At 70.2% G+C, this 18545-nt stretch carries 19 protein-coding genes and 1 tRNA gene; 10 read left to right on the top strand and 10 right to left on the bottom strand.

What is annotated here, in order from left to right; translation table 11 throughout:
* Positions 1-67 precede the first annotated feature (67 nt).
* On the top strand, positions 68-988 hold the full coding sequence (locus tag DLJ59_RS33140; RefSeq protein ID WP_124778058.1) for a glycosyltransferase family 2 protein: 921 nt from the start codon (positions 68-70) through the stop codon (positions 986-988).
* A 59-nt stretch (positions 989-1047) separates the two neighbouring features.
* Here DLJ59_RS33140 and DLJ59_RS33135 read toward each other — a convergent pair whose 3' ends face one another.
* The 5 genes from DLJ59_RS33135 to DLJ59_RS33115 are packed head-to-tail and all read right to left on the bottom strand — an operon-like array spanning position 1048 to position 6245.
* Positions 1048-1758 carry a nucleotidyltransferase family protein gene (locus DLJ59_RS33135; protein ID WP_124778056.1) on the bottom strand — a complete coding sequence of 237 codons (711 nt, stop codon included), beginning with the start codon at positions 1756-1758 and terminating at the stop codon, positions 1048-1050.
* Positions 1755-2771, bottom strand: coding sequence for a GDP-mannose 4,6-dehydratase (locus DLJ59_RS33130; RefSeq protein ID WP_124778054.1), 1017 nt, complete (start codon positions 2769-2771; stop codon positions 1755-1757). The genes DLJ59_RS33135 and DLJ59_RS33130 overlap by 4 nt, the downstream gene beginning before the upstream one ends.
* A 20-nt stretch (positions 2772-2791) precedes the next feature.
* The gene (locus DLJ59_RS33125) at positions 2792-3736 is read right to left on the bottom strand and encodes an NAD-dependent epimerase/dehydratase family protein (protein WP_158630941.1); all 945 of its coding nucleotides are present in this window, start codon (positions 3734-3736) and stop codon (positions 2792-2794) included.
* On the bottom strand, positions 3733-4764 hold the full coding sequence (locus DLJ59_RS33120) for a glycosyltransferase family 4 protein (protein ID WP_124778050.1): 1032 nt from the start codon (positions 4762-4764) through the stop codon (positions 3733-3735). Before DLJ59_RS33120 ends, DLJ59_RS33125 begins: the two co-directional genes overlap by 4 nt.
* Positions 4765-4778: 14 nt before the next feature.
* Entirely contained in the window at positions 4779-6245 is a 1467-nt protein-coding gene (locus tag DLJ59_RS33115; protein ID WP_158630940.1) for a lipopolysaccharide biosynthesis protein, read from the bottom strand.
* 349 nt (positions 6246-6594) lie between these two features.
* On the opposite strand from DLJ59_RS33115, the gene DLJ59_RS33110 reads away from it, so the two are divergent.
* Positions 6595-7815: an endo-1,4-beta-xylanase gene (locus tag DLJ59_RS33110; protein WP_208648920.1), complete on the top strand. Its 1221-nt coding sequence runs from the start codon at positions 6595-6597 to the stop codon at positions 7813-7815.
* Between the two features lie 200 nt (positions 7816-8015).
* The gene (locus DLJ59_RS33105; protein WP_124778079.1) at positions 8016-9473 is read left to right on the top strand and encodes a sugar transferase; all 1458 of its coding nucleotides are present in this window, start codon (positions 8016-8018) and stop codon (positions 9471-9473) included.
* A gap of 124 nt (positions 9474-9597) precedes the next feature.
* Here DLJ59_RS33105 and DLJ59_RS33100 read toward each other — a convergent pair whose 3' ends face one another.
* Entirely contained in the window at positions 9598-10680 is a 1083-nt protein-coding gene (locus tag DLJ59_RS33100; RefSeq protein WP_435826601.1) for an LCP family protein, read from the bottom strand.
* Between the two features lie 140 nt (positions 10681-10820).
* Between DLJ59_RS33100 and DLJ59_RS33095 the strand changes: the two genes are divergently transcribed.
* From DLJ59_RS33095 to DLJ59_RS33085, 3 genes are all read left to right on the top strand, one after another.
* Entirely contained in the window at positions 10821-11654 is an 834-nt protein-coding gene (locus tag DLJ59_RS33095) for a class I SAM-dependent methyltransferase (RefSeq protein WP_124778046.1), read from the top strand.
* 4 nt (positions 11655-11658) lie between these two features.
* Positions 11659-12477 carry an MOSC domain-containing protein gene (locus DLJ59_RS33090; protein WP_124778044.1) on the top strand — a complete coding sequence of 273 codons (819 nt, stop codon included), beginning with the start codon at positions 11659-11661 and terminating at the stop codon, positions 12475-12477.
* A 111-nt stretch (positions 12478-12588) separates the two neighbouring features.
* Entirely contained in the window at positions 12589-13578 is a 990-nt protein-coding gene (locus tag DLJ59_RS33085; RefSeq protein ID WP_244236361.1) for an expansin EXLX1 family cellulose-binding protein, read from the top strand.
* Positions 13579-13582: 4 nt separating this feature from the next.
* Here the strand turns inward: DLJ59_RS33085 and DLJ59_RS33080 are convergent, their stop codons facing one another.
* The 4 genes from DLJ59_RS33080 to bcp form a co-directional block, all read right to left on the bottom strand.
* Positions 13583-14110: a GNAT family N-acetyltransferase gene (locus tag DLJ59_RS33080; RefSeq protein WP_208648919.1), complete on the bottom strand. Its 528-nt coding sequence runs from the start codon at positions 14108-14110 to the stop codon at positions 13583-13585.
* 91 nt (positions 14111-14201) lie between these two features.
* A tRNA-Leu gene (locus tag DLJ59_RS33075) sits at positions 14202-14284 on the bottom strand.
* On the bottom strand, positions 14270-15202 hold the full coding sequence (locus DLJ59_RS36505; protein ID WP_208648918.1) for an HNH endonuclease signature motif containing protein: 933 nt from the start codon (positions 15200-15202) through the stop codon (positions 14270-14272). Before DLJ59_RS36505 ends, DLJ59_RS33075 begins: the two co-directional genes overlap by 15 nt.
* Before the next feature lie 30 nt (positions 15203-15232).
* The gene (gene bcp / locus DLJ59_RS33065) at positions 15233-15709 is read right to left on the bottom strand and encodes a thioredoxin-dependent thiol peroxidase (RefSeq protein ID WP_124778038.1); all 477 of its coding nucleotides are present in this window, start codon (positions 15707-15709) and stop codon (positions 15233-15235) included.
* 227 nt (positions 15710-15936) lie between these two features.
* On the opposite strand from bcp, the gene DLJ59_RS33060 reads away from it, so the two are divergent.
* The 4 genes from DLJ59_RS33060 to DLJ59_RS33045 form a co-directional block, all read left to right on the top strand.
* Positions 15937-16653 carry an energy-coupling factor ABC transporter permease gene (locus DLJ59_RS33060; RefSeq protein ID WP_124778036.1) on the top strand — a complete coding sequence of 239 codons (717 nt, stop codon included), beginning with the start codon at positions 15937-15939 and terminating at the stop codon, positions 16651-16653.
* A complete protein-coding gene (locus tag DLJ59_RS33055) occupies positions 16650-17066 on the top strand; it encodes a PDGLE domain-containing protein (protein ID WP_124778034.1) in 417 nt (138 codons plus the stop codon). The genes DLJ59_RS33060 and DLJ59_RS33055 overlap by 4 nt, the downstream gene beginning before the upstream one ends.
* 14 nt (positions 17067-17080) lie before the next feature.
* Positions 17081-17851, top strand: coding sequence for a cobalt ECF transporter T component CbiQ (cbiQ, locus tag DLJ59_RS33050; RefSeq protein WP_124778032.1), 771 nt, complete (start codon positions 17081-17083; stop codon positions 17849-17851).
* Positions 17848-18545 (top strand): energy-coupling factor ABC transporter ATP-binding protein (locus DLJ59_RS33045; protein WP_148096995.1); only part of this gene is annotated, 698 nt, incomplete at its 3' end. The genes cbiQ and DLJ59_RS33045, both read left to right, overlap by 4 nt.

Here is an 18545-nt window from a genome sequence, read left to right as displayed (position 1 = left end):
ATGGCTCGTCCGCTGGCCGGTCACCGGTCAGCGCGGGCCTCGCCCCGAGCGGCGGTCGACGCTCGCGGTGAGCGAAGGCCCTTTCGCGGTGCGCGCCGCCCAGTTGACCGACCGGGACCATCGCGCACTCCAGCCACTGCCGGGCGCTCCCGGCCCTAACGTCGACGCTCCGACCGTCGGGCTCACCGAGCCGGTGCGCCGGGTAACTCCGGCGATCTCGGTCTGCATCGCGGTGCGGGACCGTCCCGAACTGCTCGTGACGTCCATCCGCAGCGTGCTCAACGGCACCTTCGACGACTTCGAGATCGTCGTGGTCGACGACGGCTCCACCGTGCCGGCCCAGGAATGCCTGGCCGCCGCCGGTCTCCTGGCCGACCAGCGCATCCGACTCGTGCGGCAGAAGCCATCGGGCATCAGCACAGCCCGCAACACCGCCCTGCGCGTCGCCCGAGGCCGTTACATCACCGTCCTCGACTCCGACGACCAGTTCACTGAGGACGGCCTGGCCCGCATCCAGGAGTTCCTGACGGAGACCGGGTCCCTCTGGATCTACACCGACTACGAGGAGCTGGTGGGCAACTCCGCCCGGGTCATCAGTCTCCCGTCCTACCCGACGGCACGCCACATGCTCTGGTCGGTCCTGACCCGTCCGCGGCTGCCGTTCAAGCACTCCGGCATGTCCATCGAGCGTGAGCTGCTGCTCCGCCTCGGCGGCTACGACGAAAAACTACCCATCAAGGTCGACGTCGAGCTGGTCCTGCGGGCGCTCGCCAACGGCGTCCACCCGGCGCACCTCGGCCATCCGGTCGTCCGGTTCCACCGGCACGAGGGCAGCATCAGCCGCCGCCGGATCGCCGGGCTCAGCGTCTGGTTCCAGCTGATCAGCCGGTACACCCGACCACGGGTGCCGGGCCTGGCGCTGGTCATCAAGGCGGTGCGCGCCAGCAGCGAGATCGGCAAGTGGGCGGTCTCCGCGCTCGGGCGGTGAATCACACAACTCGGCCCGGCCACCCCCAGGGGCGGCCGGGCCGAATCGTTGTGGTGGCGCTAGTTGGGCGGCAGGAACCCGGTCGGGTTCTCGGCGAACATCTTGTTGGCCAGGCTGTAGTCGTCCACTCGCCCAATGTCCAACCAGAAGCCGCGGTGCCGCCAACTGGCGACCCGGCCGGTGGTGCTCAGCTGGTCGAGGATGAGTTGCGGCATGTCGTACGCGCCGGCCGGAATCTTCTCGAGCGCCTTGGGTGACATGGCGTAGGCGCCCATCGAGACGTCGAGGTTCAGCGTCGGCTTCTCGTCGTAGCCGATCACGTCACCGGACTCGTCAATCTTGAGGATGCCCAGCTCGATCTTCTCCGACCGGGTGTAGACGCTGATCGTCACCGGAGCTCCGCTGCCCCGGTGATGCGCCATCAGGGCGGTGAAGTCCAGGTCGGTGAGCAGGTCGCCGTTCATCACGAAGAAGTCGTCGACCAGGGACCCCGCCAGCTGGCGCAACGGCCCCGCCGTGCCCAGCGGCTGCTCCTCGCGAACGTAGTCGATGCGCAGACCCAGCTTGCCGCCATCCTCGAAGTACCCCTCCAGCAGGTACGCCAGGTGACCGGTCAATAGCGTCACGTCAGTGACGCCGTGTGCCTTGAGCTGGCGAAGCAGGATCTCCAGGATCGGGATGTCACCGACCGGCATCAGCGGTTTCGGAAAGCTGGTGGTGAAGGGACGCAACCGGGTGCCGCGCCCACCAGCGAGAATGATCGCCCTCATACCACGTACCGGTCCACATCGAAACGGCCCAGGTTCGCGCGCACGTAGTCGACGACCTCCGCGAGGCCCTGACGCAGCGACACAGTCGGCTCCCAGCCGCAGCGTTCCCGCGCCCGGTCGGTGCCGGCGATCAGTTCGAACACCTCGCTCTGCGGTGGCCGGAGCCGCTGGCTGTCCTCGACGATGTCGATGTCCGGCCGCCCCGCCACCTCCGCGATGAGGCGCGCCAGGTCGCCGATCGTGATGCCCCGGCCGTTGCCGATGTTGGTGACCTTCCCGACGCACTGGTCGGCGGCTGCTACGGCCATGAACCCGTCCGCCGTGTCGGTGACGTACGTCAGGTCGCGCACCGGCCGCAGGTCGCCGAGGGCGATCTTCTCCCGCCCCGCCACCACCTGAGCGGCGACGGTGGGGATCACCGCGCGGGCGCTCTGCCGGGGACCGTAGGTGTTGAACGGACGGATCACGGCCACCGGCAGATCGAACGACCGGTAGAACGACTCGGCCATCGCGTCGGCGCCGATCTTCGAGGCCGAGTAGGGCGACTGGGGCTGGATCGGGTGGTCCTCGTCGATCGGCGTGTAACGGGCCGTCCCGTACGTCTCGGAGGTGGACGTGTGCACCAGCCGCCGTACCCCGAGATCACGCGCCGCCTCCAGCACGTTGAGCGTGCCGGTCACGTTGGTCGCCACGTAGGACGCCGGCGCCACGTAGCTGTACGGGATCGCGATCAGGGCGGCCAGGTGGAAGACCGTGTCGCAGTCGGCGATGGCACGGCGGACCGCGAAGGGGTCGGTGATGTCGGAGTGCACCACCTCCACCGACCGGCGGATCTCCGGGTCGACGTCGGCGAGCATGCCGAGGTCGGACCTCCCGGTGTACCGGACCATGGCGCGTACCTCCGCGCCGGCCCTGACCAGCCGCTCGGTCAGGTGGGAGCCGATGAACCCGCCGGCACCGGTGACCAGAACCCGGCGCCCCGTCCAAGCCCCATCGGTTGATAACGCCGTCATCCCGTGCCTCTCCTTGTCGTTCATTGGCCGGCTCCGGCCGGGGTTGCCAACTCTGTCAGCAGGCCACGCAGGCTATCCCGCAACGGCGTCTCAGCCTTCCAGGGTGTCTCGGCGGCGAGTTTGGCGGCCGAGCCCACCTGACAGCGGATGTCGCTGCGCCCGGCGACCACGTCAACGACGGACCAGTCCAGCCCGGCCAGGTCCAGCAGAGTCTCCAGGACCTGCCGGACGGTCACCCCGGAACCCGAGCAGACATTGTAGATCTCGCCAGGTCTGCCCAACTCCGCCAGCTCGACGTACGCCCGCGCGACATCCCTGACATCGGTGAAGTCGCGCACCGCGTCGAGGTCGGCGACCTGAACCCGATCGGCGCGCCCGGCCACCACGTCAGCCACCCGTCGGGCCAGCGAGCCGGCCACCGTGGCACCGTCCTCGCCGGGGCCGACATGGTTGAAGGGCCGGGCGGCCAGCACGGCGATCCGCCCGTCGGCGCCGAGCGCGAGGGCCAGCGACTCGGCGGCCGCCTTGGCATGGCCGTAGGCGCCCATGGGGCGTGGCAACGTCTGCTCGGTGATGGGGTTCAGCTCTGGCGGTACCGCGCCGTACTGCGCGGAGGATCCGGCCAGGACGAGACGCGCCGGCCGGCCCGACCGGGTGTCGACCCGGCGCAGCTCCTGACAGAGGTTGTAGGTGGTGTGCACCGCATCGGCCACCACGTCTGCCGCGTTGGCCCCCCGCTGGGGGAGGGTCGCGGCCAGGTGGAAGACGACGTCGGGGCGTACCGCCTGGAGCCGTGCGCGGACCGCCTCCGGGTCGTGCAGGTCCAGTTGGTGGTAGGTCTCGCCTGGACCGGCCTGCCGGGGGCGGCGACCCAACCCGACCACCCGCTCACTGTTGGCGGCGACCAGGCGACGCAGGTGGGTGCCGACCCAGCCGTGCGACCCGGTCACGAGCGTGGTGCTCACGACCCGAGCACCGACCGGTAGATTTCTGCGATCCGCTCCGCCACCAGGCGCTCGTCCAGCCAGCTGCTTCGCTCGCGCCCGTTCGCCCGTGCTCCGTGGTGCAGCACCTCGCGGACCCGGTTGGCCAGCTCAGACACCAGGTGGTCGCGAGCCGCCCCGGCCACCGGACCGGCCGGGAACGGCACGACGGCTCCCGGCCGTACGTCGGCCAGCACCTCGGCGACGTCTCCGACGTCGACGGTGACGACCGGCAGGCCCATCGCGGTGGCTTCCTTGACCACCGTTGGTGAGCCCTCGCTGCCTGGCCGTGACGTGAACAGCATGACGTCGGCCGCGTCGTACTTGCGGACCAGCTCGGCCTCGGGCTGACCCGGCGCGGACAGGATCAGCTCCTGCACCGAGGGGTCCTGGCGCCGCAGTTCGGCCAGCGCGTCGCGAAAGACGTCGTAACCCTTCACCGCACGGCCGGGGTCGGCGCCGAAGAGCACCACCCGGGCGTCGGGGGCGATGCCGAGAGCACGCCGGGCGGCGACCCGGTCACCAGGCTGGAACAGTTGGAAGTCGACCCCGTTGGCCACCACGTGGCCGGCGGCGTCACCGGCCGTCTCGGCCAGCCGGCGAGACACGTAGATCCGGGCCCGCGTGCCACCCCAGCCCAGCTTCGTCATGAAACGTTGGCGGGGGGCGTTGACGTCACTGCCATAGAGCGACAGCACCCGGGCGGGGTGACCAGCGAGCCGGGCCGCCGGTGCCGTCATGCCGTAGTGCACGTGAACGATGTCGTAGCCGCCCTTCCGTGCCTGCCGGCGGATCCGGCCCGCGGCGGTGAAGTAATCCAGTTTGCCGCGGGACTGTGCCACCACCTCGACATCGACGTGGTGACCGAGCGCGCGCAGCGCGGACACCTGCCGCTGCACGAAGATGCCCCGGTAGCTGCCCTGCTCTGGCCAGAGGTTCGTCACCGCCAGGATGCGCAGGGTGCGCTGCTTGGCGAGGGGTGGTGACAACTGCTCGGACGTCTCGTTCACGCTGTTCTCTTTCTTCAGACGCTCTGTTGGGTCTTAGACGGGGGAGTGGTGACCGGGGTGGACGCGGACCCGCGGTGGCTGCGGGCGAGGACGAGCAGCCGACGAATGTCGCCACTGAGCACGAGCCCGGCCACGACGAACCCGGCGAGGGTCACCGTGGCGGCGGTCCACGACCAGGTCTGCATGACGTCCAGGCGGGTCACCAGCGCGGCGACCACGACCAGGGCGATGCTCCGGACCAGGGTCATCGTCCAGGCGAGCCGGTGCAGCCACCAGACCGTGACCACCGGAATGGTCGCGGTGACGGCGGTGCCCACCAGGTAGCCGAGGCCGACCCCGGTGGCACCCATCGACCTGGCCGTGGCCACCACCACGGCCAACCCGATCAGGCAGCCCACCACGGCGGAGATCACCGGCACCCGAGCCTGGGTCAGCGGCCCGCTGGCCAACGCGTTCACCGACGGCACCTGAAGGATGCCGAGGAAGGCGGCGCACAGCATGACGCGCAGCACTGTGGCACCGGCGGCGTACTCCTGGCCGCCGAAGAGACCCAACACGAGGGGCGCGGCCAGCAGGCCGACCACGAAGACCGGGGCCATCGTCACCGCGAGGGCACGCGTGGACGCGTCCACCTGTCGGCGTACCGCGGTGGTGTCCCCCGCGCCCTGAGCCCCCGCCATTGCCGGGAAGAGCGCCAGCGCGAGCGCCCGGGGCAGGAACCACAGCGGTGCGATCAGGGCGACGGCCGCGACCAGGTAGGCCACCTCGGACGGGTCCGCGAAGTGACCGCCGAGAAGCTGGGTCGTCTGGAGGAAACCGGCGCTGGCCAGGGTGCCGATGCTGCCCAGTACGGCGAAGGTGACGACCTCGCGTCGGTCGAACCGCCCACCGGCCGGCGCCCCCTCACGCCGACGGTGCGCGCGCAGCCGGTGCCGGCACAGGGCGACGAAGACGGCGTACCCCAGGCAGAGCGGCAGGAGGTAGACGGTCTCACCGGTGGCGATCACCACGACGGTGGTCACCACCGCCAGCGCGGACGTGGCCAGTTCGATGCGGGCGTACTGGGGGACGAGGCCGTGCCCGTACATGGCCGCCTTGTCCACCGTGTAGAGCGAGTAGGTGGCGGTCAACACCGCGAGCGTCAGCGTGTCCAGTGCGCCAAGGTGGTAGATCCACTGCACCACCAGCGCCGTCGCGGCGCCGAGCACCAGGCAGGCCGTCAGGCCGAGCCGGGAGAGGAACCGGTGTACGGCCCAGGCCGCGGGCAGGTCGCCGGCACCACGATGAAAGGCGACGAACTTGGACAGGCCGCTGGAGACGCCGCCGGGAAGCAGCAGGCTGGCGACCATGCTCGCGGCCAGCATGATGCCGACCAACCCGTAGGTGGCGCGGTCGGTGGCGTGGCTGGTGAGTGAGCCGTGCACCAGACGGGTCGCGCCCACCGCCACCAGGGCGAGCATCGAGAGCGCGCCGCTGCGCATGATGGCGGAGCCACCACGGACCGGGGGGTTCGGCGGGGACACCGCAGCCGTGCCGCGCGCAGCGGCGTCGCCCGGTGCCCCGCCGACTGGTGGGATCGCCGGATCCCGCAGGCTTGCCGCGCCGCCGTTGATGGGATGACCGTGCTGCACTGTCAGACCGCCGATGTCTCTATGGGTCGCGGCGCGACCGGGGGTGAACGCTGGCTGCGGTCGGCCTGCGCCGACACGTCGGCGCGGAGGAAGTCGGCCGACTGTCGGGCGGCCCCTTTGTGTCGGTGGCCGTAGGATCGATCAGGCGCATCAGTTGGGCCTCGTCACGCTGCGTCGCTACTTCTGTCTGGGGATGCTAATGACCGAAGAGGTCCGCGCCGGTGCCGCGACGGGCACCGTTGTCCGAACGGACGACGGCTGGCCGGTGTTGCAATCGCGGATGCCGACATCGGTCGACCGCACGATGTCACGGCTGGCCCGGGCTCGTGTGGTCGTGGTGTCGGTGGTGGTGCTGGTCCTCGTCGCCTGCGCAGCATACTTTGGCTGGGACCGCGGAGTGGGCCCGGCCGAGTCGGCTGCCGCGCCCACCGGAAAGCCGTCGCCCACCCCGGGTCCGCCGGCGCTGCGCGACCTGATGCCGTCGAACGTCAGGATCGGGTCCGCCGTCAACGGGCAGCTGTTGACTTCGGACGCGCGGTATCGCGGGACGCTTTCGAGTCAGTTCAACGCGGTCACCGCCGAAAACGCGATGAAGTGGACGATCCTGGAACCGCGGCCTGGCGTGTACGACTGGTCGGCCAGTGACCAGTTTGTCGACTTTGCCAGGGCCAACGGGCAGGCCGTCTACGGTCACACACTGCTCTGGCACAGCAACATCCCGGTGTGGATCACCGAGAGCTGGTCGCCTGAGCAACTGCGCGCCGTGCTCAGGCAGCACATCATCACCGTCGTCAGCCGCTACCGGGGCAAGATCTGGGCCTGGGACGTGGTCAACGAGGTGCTCGCCGAGGACGGGTCGCTGCGAGACTCGCTGTGGCTGCGCAAGCTGGGCCCGCGCTACATCGCCGACGCGTTCCGCTGGGCCCACGAGGCGGACCCGGACGCCCGACTGTTCATCAACGATTACGGCACCGAGGGTCGCACGCGTAAGGCCGATGGCCTGCTGCGGCTGGTCAAGTCGCTGCGCGCGGGTGGCGCGCCGGTGCACGGTGTCGGCTTCCAGAGCCATATCCGGTTGGGTTCGCCGCCGAAGGACGCGACGGGGAATCTGCGCCGCTTCGCCGCGTTGGGCGTCTCGGTGGCCATCACCGAGCTGGACGTGCGAGTGCCGTTGCCGATCACCACCCAGAAGCTGTTGGACCAGGCGTTGCTCTACCAACACATGCTCAAGGCATGTCTCGCCGTCTCCACCTGCGAATCGATCACGCTGTGGGGCTTCTCCGACGTCAGCAGCTGGATCGGTTCGCACTATCCGGGGTACGGCGCCGCCTGCGTCTTCAACGACGAGTTCGAGCCGAAGCCGGCCCACGGGGCGCTCGTGCAGGAGTTGAGTGCCCGGAAATCGGCACCGCGGAACTGATCCGGCTGAGGAAGGACCCGAACCGCCACTAGGCACGACACGGCATGGACGCATAGGGTGCTCGTCGCGATCTCCCGACGGGGGCGACATGGGAAAGGAAGGTCGTGTCCGCACAGACGCAATTCCTCACGGCTGTCTCGTCGCAGCAAAGACCGAGTTTCGACCCCGACCTGGGGGTGATCACGCCTCCCTCGAACGGCATGGCCCGGTCGGTGTTCGCACGTCCGGTCGCACCTCGGGCCAACTGGCGCCGTCGCTACGTAGCCTGGCTGGTCCTGCTCGACGTACTCGCGGCCCTGGCCGCCAGCCGGACGGTCGTCACCCTGCTCGCCGACGCCGACGCCGGTTTCTGGGACCAGCGGGTGCTCGGGAACGTCAGTTCCTTCAGCCTCGCGGCCTTTGTCGGCGTCCCGGTGGGCTGGCTGATCATGCTCGTCGCCGCCGGGGCGTATGACCAGCGTGCGCTGGGGCTGGGCACCGAAGAACTCAAGCGGGTCGCCCGGGCCAGCCTCGCGATGGCCGCGGCGGTCTCGTTCCTGGCGCTCGGCTTCAAGAAGGACCTGTCCCGGGCGACGGTCGCTGCCATCATCGTCTGCCTGCTGCTCTACACGCTGGTGGTTCGGTTCGCCGCCCGGGTGGTGCTGCGGCGGATCCGGCGTACCGGGCGGGCGTCGCAGAAGGTGCTGCTGGTCGGCCGCCTCGTCGACGCGCTCGCGGTGCACGAGGTGGTGACCCGTAACTACGGGGCCGGGCTGCACCCGGTCGCCATCCACCTGCCCCACCATCCCCGCCCAGGCGAACGGGTGAACGCCCCGGTGCCGGTGTACGTGGGCTGGGACCTGGTGCCGCTGGTCCAGCAACTCGGCGCGGACACCATCGCGGTCTGCGGCCCGGCCAGCCTGGAGTCGTACGAGCTTCGCAAGCTCGCCTGGCAGTTGGAGGGCACCGGCCTGAACCTGGTGGTGGTCCCCCAGGTCACCGACGTCACCGGTCCCCGCATCCACGTCCGGCCCATCGAGGGTCTTCCTCTGCTCAACGTGGACGAGCCGACCATCTCCGGTCTCTCCCTGTTGGCCAAGAGTGTTCTGGACCGGCTGACCGCGCTGGTCGGGCTGGTGCTGCTGAGCCCGGTGCTGTTCGCCATCGCGATGGCCATCAAGATCAACGACCCTGGGCCGGTGATGTTCCGGCAGACCCGGATCGGCCACGAGGGTCGGGCGTTCAAGGTCTGGAAGTTCCGGACGATGTACACCGACGCCGAGCAGCGGCTGGCAGCCCTGCAGGATCGGAACGAGAGTGACGGCCTGCTCTTCAAGATGAAGGACGACCCTCGGGTCACCCCGATCGGCCGGCACCTGCGGGCGCTCTCCCTCGACGAACTGCCGCAGCTGATCAACGTGCTGCGCGGGCAGATGTCGCTGGTCGGCCCGCGTCCGCTGCCCACCGAGGACGACGACTACCGCGGTGACGTGCGTCGGCGGCTGCTGGTGCGGCCGGGCATCACCGGCCTCTGGCAGATCTCCGGCCGCTCCAACCTCACCTGGGACGACGCGGTCCGGCTGGACCTGCACTACGTGGACAACTGGTCGCTGGTCTACGACCTCGCCATCCTCTGGAAGACGGTCAGCGTGGTGCTGGCCCGACGCGGGGCGTACTGACCGAACCCGATCACGGGTGGTGGTTCCCGGCAGGCCCACCGACACACAGCGACGGGCGGCGGCCGTGAGGCCGCCGCCCGTCTTTTGTGGTGACTGCCGGCGGGTTCCCGCGCCGGCCCCAGGTCTACTTCTTGCCGAGGCTGATGATCTCGCCGACCGAATCCCGGCGGACCGCGTCGTAGAACGTCTTCGCTCGGGCGTTGTCGGCCAACACCACGCTCTCCGAGCCGATCCGGCCGGTGCCCTTGGTGGGGCTGGTCACGAAGGTCATGTTCCCGCCGCGCACGCCGCGCATCTGCGTCGCCATGTCGAACAGCGACAGCTCCTTGTCCACCGAGACCGAGTTCGAGGTGGCCTTGAGGAAACTGTTCAACTTGCCGGGATTGGTGAGGATGCCTCCGGAGGAGGCCTTGTCGATGATGGCGCGGATCACCTGCTGCTGGTGGCGGATCCGGGCGAAGTCACCGTCGGCGAACTGCTTGCGCTGGCGCGAGTAGTCCAGAGCCGCCTCGCCGTCCATCCGCTGCACGCCCTTCTTGAAGTTGCGGAACGGCTCGTGGATCGAGGTGAAGCTCTTCTCCGAGTCGATGTCGACGCCGCCCAGCGCGTCGATGATCTCCTTGAAACCGGCAAAGTCGATCAACGTCACGTGGTCCACCCGGACGCCGGTGAACTTCTCCACCGTCTGCACCATGAGGGGCACCCCACCCCAGGCGTATGCGGCGTTCACCTTGGCGTCCCGGCCACCGTTGTTGCCGTCCGCCGACTTCGGCACCGAAACCCAGGTGTCGCGGGGGATCGAGATCAGCTGGGCGCTCTTCCGGTCCTTCGGCAGGTGGGCCAGGATGATCGTGTCGGTGCGTGACCCGCTCGTCTTCTCCGGGTCGCGTGAGTCGCTGCCCAGAATCATGATGTTCATCGCGCCGTCGACCGCCGCCTGTGGGCGGGACTCCTCGGGCACACCGTCGAAGGCGTCGACCCGCTCGATACCCGACTCGACCGATCGCAGGTAGAGGCCGCCGGCCACCATTCCGCTGCCACCCAGGACCAGCAAGATCAGAAGGCTGAACAGGGCGATCCGGCGCCAGCGACGGCGGCGGCGCGGTGGCGCGGCGTCCGGTGGCATCTCCTCGGTCGGTTGAGGCCCGCCGGCGGCGCCGTAACTCGGTTCCGTCCAGTGCTCCGCTGTTTGTTCACGACGTGGCATGGGCGCGATGCTACTGAACGTGGTTGCTGATCGCGTACCCTCGTCCGGCCACCATCGTGCGACGTGGGTTCCAAATCGGGCGGCGCACCATCCGCCATTTCCCTCTGCCAGCGTTCCCGAGGAAGTGGTATGAACCTTCGGTGGACGCAACGAAGCTCCGCCGAGCCATCGCCCGTACCCCGCTCGCACCCGTCGCCGCGTTCCCCAAGCGGCTCGCCCGGGTCGCCCGCCACGACGCCAGGGTGCTGCGCGCCTCGGCCCGGTGGCTGGTCACCTCCCGTGAACATCACAACTACACGTACGAGCTGACCAAGCTGAGCCGCCACCACCTGACCTGGTTCGTCAGCGTCGTCTGCGACATCCCCGTAAAGCAGGTCCGCGGCTACGTTGCCGAAATCGAGTCCGACGACGTGCTGCGCCAACACATCGAACGGGCCACCGCCGCAGCGGCCCGCCGCGGCCTCGCCGACAAGAAAGTCCGCTATGCCCGACGTGTGGGCTGGTACGCGATCGTCCGGGCCACCCACCCGGCACACGTGGTGGAAACCGGCGTCGACAAGGGGTTGGGCACCTGCGTCCTGGCATCCGCCCTGCTGCGCAACGCGCAGGACGGGCACCCGGGCCGGGTCACCTCGCTGGACATCAACCCCGAGGCCGGCTACCTCGCCCGGGTCGCGCCCTGGTCGGAGGTCGTCGACCTGGTGATCGGCGACTCCATCGCCTCGATCGGCGCGCTGGACCGCCCGGTCGACCTGTTCCTGCACGACAGCGACCACAGCCGTGCCCACGAAAAGCGTGAGTTCGACGCCGTGCAGCCCAAGCTCGCCCCCGGCGCGATCCTGCTCACCGACAACGTCACCAGCACCAACGTGCTCGCCGAACACGCCGAACGCACCGGCCGGCGGTTCCTCGCCTACCGGGAGAGCCCGGCCAAGCACTGGTACCCCGGCGACGGGATCGGCGTGGCATGGTAACCGGGTGCGGCTGACCTCGATTCACACGTACCCCATCAAGGGTTGTCACCGGCTCGACCACGACGGGGCGTTCGTGCACCAGTGGGGCCTGGCCGGCGACCGGCGCTGGATGGTCGTGGACGCCGACGGCGTCGGCGTGACACAGCGGGAAACGACCCGGCTCGTCGGCCTGCACGCCGCGGTGCGCCCCGGGGGCCTCACGCTGCGCGCCGACGGGCAACCCGACCTCGACGTGCCGGAACCGGCCGGCGGCGAACCGGTCGCGGTGCGAGTTTTTCGCAGCCGCAAGTTCTCGGTCCCCGCGCTACCGGCCGGCCAATCGGCCGACGACTGGCTCGGCGCCCTGCTCGGCCGACCGGTCCGGCTGGTCTGGCTGGCCCAGCCGACCCGCCAACGGGCCGCCGGGACCAGCGAACACGACACCGGTGACCAGGTCAGTTTCGCCGACGCCTACCCGCTGCTGCTGGCCAACGCCGCCTCCCTCGACGCCCTCAACGACTGGCTGGCCGAGGCGGGCGAGGAACCGGTGCCGATGACCCGGTTCCGACCCAACCTGGTGGTCGGCGGTGCGCCGGCCTGGGCCGAGGACGACTGGGTCGGTCTGCCTTTGCGCATCGGCGACCGGTTGTTCCGGGCCGCGGGACCGTGCGACCGCTGCGTGGTGACCACCACCGACCAGGAGACCGGGGTACGCACGAAAGAGCCGCTGCGCACCCTCGGGCGGCACCGCAACATCAAGCAGAAGCTCCTCTTCGGACTGAACCTGGTGCCGCTCGACAGTGGACCCCTCGCCGTGGACGCCCCGGTCGTCGTCGCGCCCTGACCGCGTCGCCCACCCGCAATTGGCACCCCCTCATCACCGTCCGTCGATGCTGTCTTAGCTTTGGCTTAGCCCGCTTGTCGGCACGCGCCCGAGTCCGGCAGCATCGCCCTCGTGCCGGACGGAAGCGCTGTCGACATCACCATCGACCTGGACCATCCCCCCGAGGACCGGCCGGCGCCGTCGTCCGGCGCGAAGCCCTGGCTGGTCGCCACCGGCGTCACCGTCCTCGCGGCCGCGCTCGGGCTCACCCTCACCCTGCGCTCCGGCTCCACCCCGGCCTGCGCCGCCGGCCGGACGCTCGCCGCCGCGCCACCCACCGGCACCGCCGCGCACACCGGCAAGGCCACCTTCTACGACTCCAAGGGCGCCGGCGGCAACTGCTCGAACCCGGCCGCCCCGGCCAACCGGCTCTACGTCGCGCTCGGTCCGACGGAATACTCCGCCGGAGCCGCCTGCGGCGGATTCCTCGACGTGATCGGCCCGAAGGGCACCGTCCGGGTGCTCATCATGGACCAGTGCCCGGAGTGCGAACCCGGGCACCTCGACCTGTCCCGCGAGGCGTTCGCCCGGATCGCCGACCCGGTCCAGGGCCTCGTTCCGGTCACCTACCGCGCGGTCGTCAACCCGCCGCTGCCCGGACCACTCACCTTCCGGATCAAGGAGGGCTCGTCGCAGTGGTGGTTCGCCGTCCGGGTCGGCAACCACGGCAACCCGCTACGGTCCGTCGAAATCCGGCAGGGTGACAGCGGTCCCTGGCAGTCGGCCGCCCGGCAGGACTACAACTACTGGCTGATCGCCTCCGGCGCCGGGCCGGGTCCGTTCAACGTCCGGATCAGCGACGTGTACGACAACCGGGTCACCGTCGGCGGCATCCGGATGGCACCGGGCCAGGTGCAGAACAGCACCGTCCGGATGTACGCACCTGGCGGCGGGGCGTCCACCCGACGTCCGTCCGCGTCGACCCGGCCGCCGGGCAACCGGCCCACCGCCACGCCGACGCCGACTCGTCGCCCGGTCGAGGTGGCGAGGGCGAGCGCGCCGGCCACCAACGCGCCGACCACCAGTTCGGCCCGGGCAAACGCGCGGTGGTGTGCGGGCTGACCGCTCAGTCGGCGTCCGTCAGATCGAGCCACATCAGAATCTCGTCCCGGTCGTCATCGGGGGCCACCCGCAACGCGCCCGGCAGCCGGCCGATCTCCCGATAACCGAGCCGGCCGTAGAACTTGTCCAACCCCAGCCCGTCGCGCACCGTGACGTGCAGCGCCTCGTGGCCGAACGCCCTGCCCAACCGGGCGGCCTCCACCATCAGCGCCGAGCCGTAGCCGGTGCCCTGGGTGTCCGGGTGGACCATCACCCGCTTCAACACACACCAGTGCGCCTTGAGTGGGAAGCGGTTGTCGTTGAAGATCAACATGGCCACCAGTCGGTCGCCGGAGTAGCCGACCAGCAGCCGGTCCGGTCCGTCGACGATGCCGGCGAAGGTCGGATCGGCGATGACGTGCACGTCGGTGGTGCTGACCGGTGGCACGAAACCGACCGCGCCGCCAGCGTTGCTGACGTCCACCCAGAGCTCCACGATCTCGGCGCGTAGCTGCGGGGTCAGGTCGGGGTCGAGGACGAAGCGCAGACTCACGCTCGCCATCCTGACGCGACGACCAGTGCCGCGACCCGCGACAGTGACGCGCCCAACAGCCGCCGTTCGGCATGTGGTGTGCGGTGCCCTGTGCGGGAGAGGGGATTCGAACCCCCACATCCTTCCGGATACAGGTTCCTAAGACCTGCGCGGCTGCCGTTACGCCACTCCCGCCAACTCCCTGAGTCTAGAGTGTCTGGCTCCGACGGTGTTGAGCCCGGCCTCCTTGAGAATGGCCGAGACCGTGCCATGACTCACCGTGCATGCCCCGCCAGGCAGGTTGCGGAGGATCCCCGACAGCCGTTTCGGTCCAGCATCCGGATTGGCCAGCGCCTGTTCGATCACCACGTCGCGATGAGCCCTGGAACGCCAGCGGCGGTCCGGACGCGGTGTCAGCACGCCTTCCTGCTCGAGCCTGCGCCGGACCTTGTACAGGTATGCCGGGCGACAGCCCAGGTGTCCTGCCGCATCAAGGGCCGTCATCTGTTGCGCGTCGACCCGACCGAACAGGTCGACGAGCTCTTCTCGCGCTGCTGGTCTGCGATCGGAACCGGCTGCCTCGTACGAGTGCTCCCCGCCGCCGGTCTCCGTTCCGATGGGAACGGTGAGGTCACGAGCCCGGTTCCGCCGGCCGGCGTAGGTGGCGGTCTGGCTGTGGCAGTTCGGGCAGAGGAGCCGAAGATTCGGTGGCCGGTTGTCGAGGAAGTCCCCGTTGATGTGGTCGACGTGCAGGATGAGTGACGCGCCTCGCCACACCGGCCCGATCCCACACCCCTCGCACTCCTCCGGCACGCCGACGGTGCCCAGCGCCCACTTCAACCGCACGCCCGGCGTCCGGCGGGACCCTTCGGGCAGCACCACCAGAAGCTGTGCCGAGGTGGTGCGCCGTTGACCACTGCGACCCTTGTTGTGTGCCTGCCTGGCGAAGTGTGACGTGTCGATGCCGAACCGCTTGAGCTGCCGGCTGATGTGCGCGTGCGAGCCACCGCTGACGCGTACGCCGAGCAACCGCATCACCTCGGTGATGTTGCGGGCGGCGGCGGCGGCGGCAGCGGCGGCCAGCGCTTCGGGCGTGTACTTGTATCGAACCACTGACGGACCGTAGCGAACCGGTACGACAGATCAGTCCAGGCCGAGGTCGCGGCGGAGCTTGGCTACGTGCCCGGTGGCCTTGACGTTGTAGAGCGCGCGTTCGATCTTGCCGTCGGCGTCGATCACGAAGGTCGAGCGGATCACGCCGGTGACGGTCTTGCCGTACGACTGCTTCTCGCCGTACGCGCCGTACGCGATCAGCACCGCCTTGTCCGGGTCCGACACCAGCGGGAAGGTGATCGCGTCGCGCTCGCGGAACTTCGCCAGCTTCTCCGGCTTGTCCGGGGAGATGCCGACGACCTCGTAGCCGGCGGCCTGGAGGGAGGCGAGCGAGTCGCGGAAGTCGCAGGCCTGCTTGGTGCAGCCGGGGGTCATCGCGGCCGGGTAGGCGTACAGGACGACCTTGCGGCCTCGCAGGTCGCTGAGGGAGAGCTGGTCGCCGGTGTCGGTGCCGAGGGTGAACTCGGGGGCGGGGTCACCGGGGGAGAGGCGGTCGGGCGCGGTCATGGGCCTGACCCTACCGCCGTGGCGCGGGGCGCGGCCGCCGAGACGCGTCGGTGTGCGCGACGCGTGAGCGGTGAGGCGCGGCGGGGGCGAGACGGCGGGCCGGCGCAGCCTGACCTGGAAAGGTGATCAAGCCCATGCCTTGTTGCCAGAGTCTGGCAATAACGATGCTTGGGAAATAGGCTGAGCCATGCCGGCCCGGTCGGGTCCGCTAAGGCGTGGGAGGTCGCGTGCAGACACTGGCGATGCACATCTCGAACGGGATCATCGACGGTCCCGTGGCAGCGATCTTCGCTGCGCTCGCTCTGGCCGCGCTCACCGTCTGCGTTCTACGCGGCCGGCGCGACCTGGACGACCGGCTGGCCCCGATGGCCGGCCTGGTGGCGGCGTTCATCTTCGCCGTCCAGATGCTCAACTTCCCGATCTTCACGGCCGGTGTCAGTGGCCACCTGCTCGGTGGCGCACTCGCCGCCATGCTGGTCGGCCCGTGGGTCGGCGCGCTCTGCGTGGCCGTGGTGCTGGTCGTGCAGGCACTGATCTTCGGCGATGGCGGCGTGGCGATGCTCGGCCTCAACATCACGAACATGGCGTTGCTCGGCACCGCTGCGGCGTACGCGCTGATCGCGCTGCTGTTGCGGGTGCTGCCCCGCACGCGGGCCGGCCTGGCCGTGACCGCGTTCGTCGCGGCGATGCTCAGCGTGGTCGTGGCGTCGCAGGGCTTCGTCCTGCAGTACTGGCTCGGCGGCACCACCGACCTGGGCGGCAACCTGGCCGGGCTGGCCGGCACGATGGCCGGCGTCCACCTGCTGATCGGCATCGGTGAGGGCCTGATCACCGCGACCACCGTGCTCACCGTCGCGAAGGTCCGCCCCGACCTGGTGTACGCGCTGCGTTCCCTGCGCGCGCCCGCCGCTCCCCTCGTCCCGGTCGCCGGAGGTGTCCGATGAAGAACCGATCCTGGGCCTTCCTGGCCGGCGGCCTGCTGGTCGCCCTGCTGCTCGCCGGGGTGGTGAGCAACTACGCCTCGTCCCACCCGGATGGGCTGGATTCGTCCCTGCTCAAGGGCTGCACGGTCGACGCCGACGACAACATCGTCGAGGGAAGCTGCCCGGCCCAGCAGGCCCGCGACCACGAGTTGGCCGACGGCCCACTCGCCGACTACGGCGTGCGGGGCGTGCGGAACAGCTTCGTCTCCACCGGCCTGTCCGGGGTGCTCGGGGTGCTGGTCACCTTCGCGATCGGGGCTGGCGGGTTCTGGCTGCTGCGCCGTCGAGGCAGCACGCCGACCGACGGTGACGTGGCGACGCCCACGCCCGCCGAGGATGACGCGGCGACGTCGCGCGCCGGCACGGCCAGCTGAGCAGGGGTACGCGAATGGGGGCCGGTCACGGGCACGTGCTGTACCGCGAGTCGGACTCGCCGGTGCACCGGCTCCCGCCCGAGGTCAAGATCGCGGCGATGGTGGTCTTCACCATCGCCGTGGTGGCCACCCCGCGTGAGGCGTTCTGGGCCTTCGGCGCGTACGCCGTGCTGGTGGCGGCGGTGGCGGCGCTGGCCCGGGTGGGACCACGGTGGTTGCTCAGCCGAGCGTTGATCGAGCTGCCGTTCGTGCTGTTCGCCGTGGCCCTGCCGTTCCTCGGCACCGGCGACCGGGTCGAGGTGCTGGGCCTGCGCTTGTCCGAGGACGGGCTGCACGGCGCGTGGAACATCCTGGCCAAGGGCACCCTGGGGGTGCTCGCCTCGCTGCTGCTCGCCGCGACCACCACCACCCGGGACCTGATCGTGGGGCTGGACCGGCTGCACTGCCCCCAGGTCCTCACCCAGATCGCCACGTTCATGCTGCGCTACCTGGACGTGCTGGTGGGCGAGGCGCGGCGGATGCGGGTGGCCCGGATCTCCCGGGGTGACGACCCGCGCTTCCTGTGGCAGCTGCGCGGCTTCGCCGCCGGGATCGGGGCGTTGTTCCTGCGCGCCTTCGAGCGCGGCGAGCGGGTCTACCTGGCGATGCTGTCCAGGGGTTACACCGGGCGGATGCCCGCGGTGTGGCAGGGCGAGGGTGCGGCGAGCGCCGGTCAGTGGCTGGTCGCGGCGACCGTGCCGGTGTTGGCGGCCTCCATCGCCGCCACCGCCCTCGTACTGTCATGATCGGTGTCGTGCAGACCGCTGTCTCGCTGGACGTTCGAGGCGTTCGCTACGCCTACCCGGACGGGCACGTCGCCCTGCAGGGGGTTGACCTGATCGTGCCGCGCGGCGACCGGGTGGCGCTGCTCGGGCCCAACGGCGCCGGCAAGACCACGCTGGTGCTGCACCTCAACGGCATCCTCACCCCCACCGAGGGGAGCGTTAGCGTCGGCGGGCTGACGGTCACAGCGGACCGGGCCAACCTGGCCGAGGTGCGCCGCCGGGTGGGCATCGTCTTTCAGGACCCGGACGACCAGCTGTTCCTGCCCACGGTGGCGGAGGACGTGGCGTTCGGGCCGGCGAACCTGGGTCTGCGCGGGGCCGAGCTGGCCGCCCGGGTGGACGAGGCGCTCGCCGCGGTGGGGATGAGTGAGCAGCGGGACCGGGCCCCGCAGCACCTGTCGTTCGGGCAGCGCCGCCGGGTGGCGGTGGCCACAGTGCTCGCCATGCACCCGGAGATCCTGGTGCTCGACGAGCCGTCGTCGAACCTGGACCCGGCGGCCCGTCGTGAGCTGGCCGAGATCCTGCGCGGCCTGCCGGTGACCCTGTTGATGGTCACGCACGACCTGCCGTACGCGGCGGAGCTGTGCGAGCGCTCGGTGATCCTGGACAGCGGTCGGATCGTCGCCGACGCCCCCACCCGCGCCCTCCTCAACGA

It is taken from the genome of Micromonospora inaquosa (genome assembly GCF_003857055.1).
Classification (GTDB): Bacteria; Actinomycetota; Actinomycetes; order Mycobacteriales; family Micromonosporaceae; genus Micromonospora; species Micromonospora inaquosa.
Note: the sequence above shows the minus strand (reverse complement) of the source record. Positions and strands in the feature narration are given on the sequence as shown.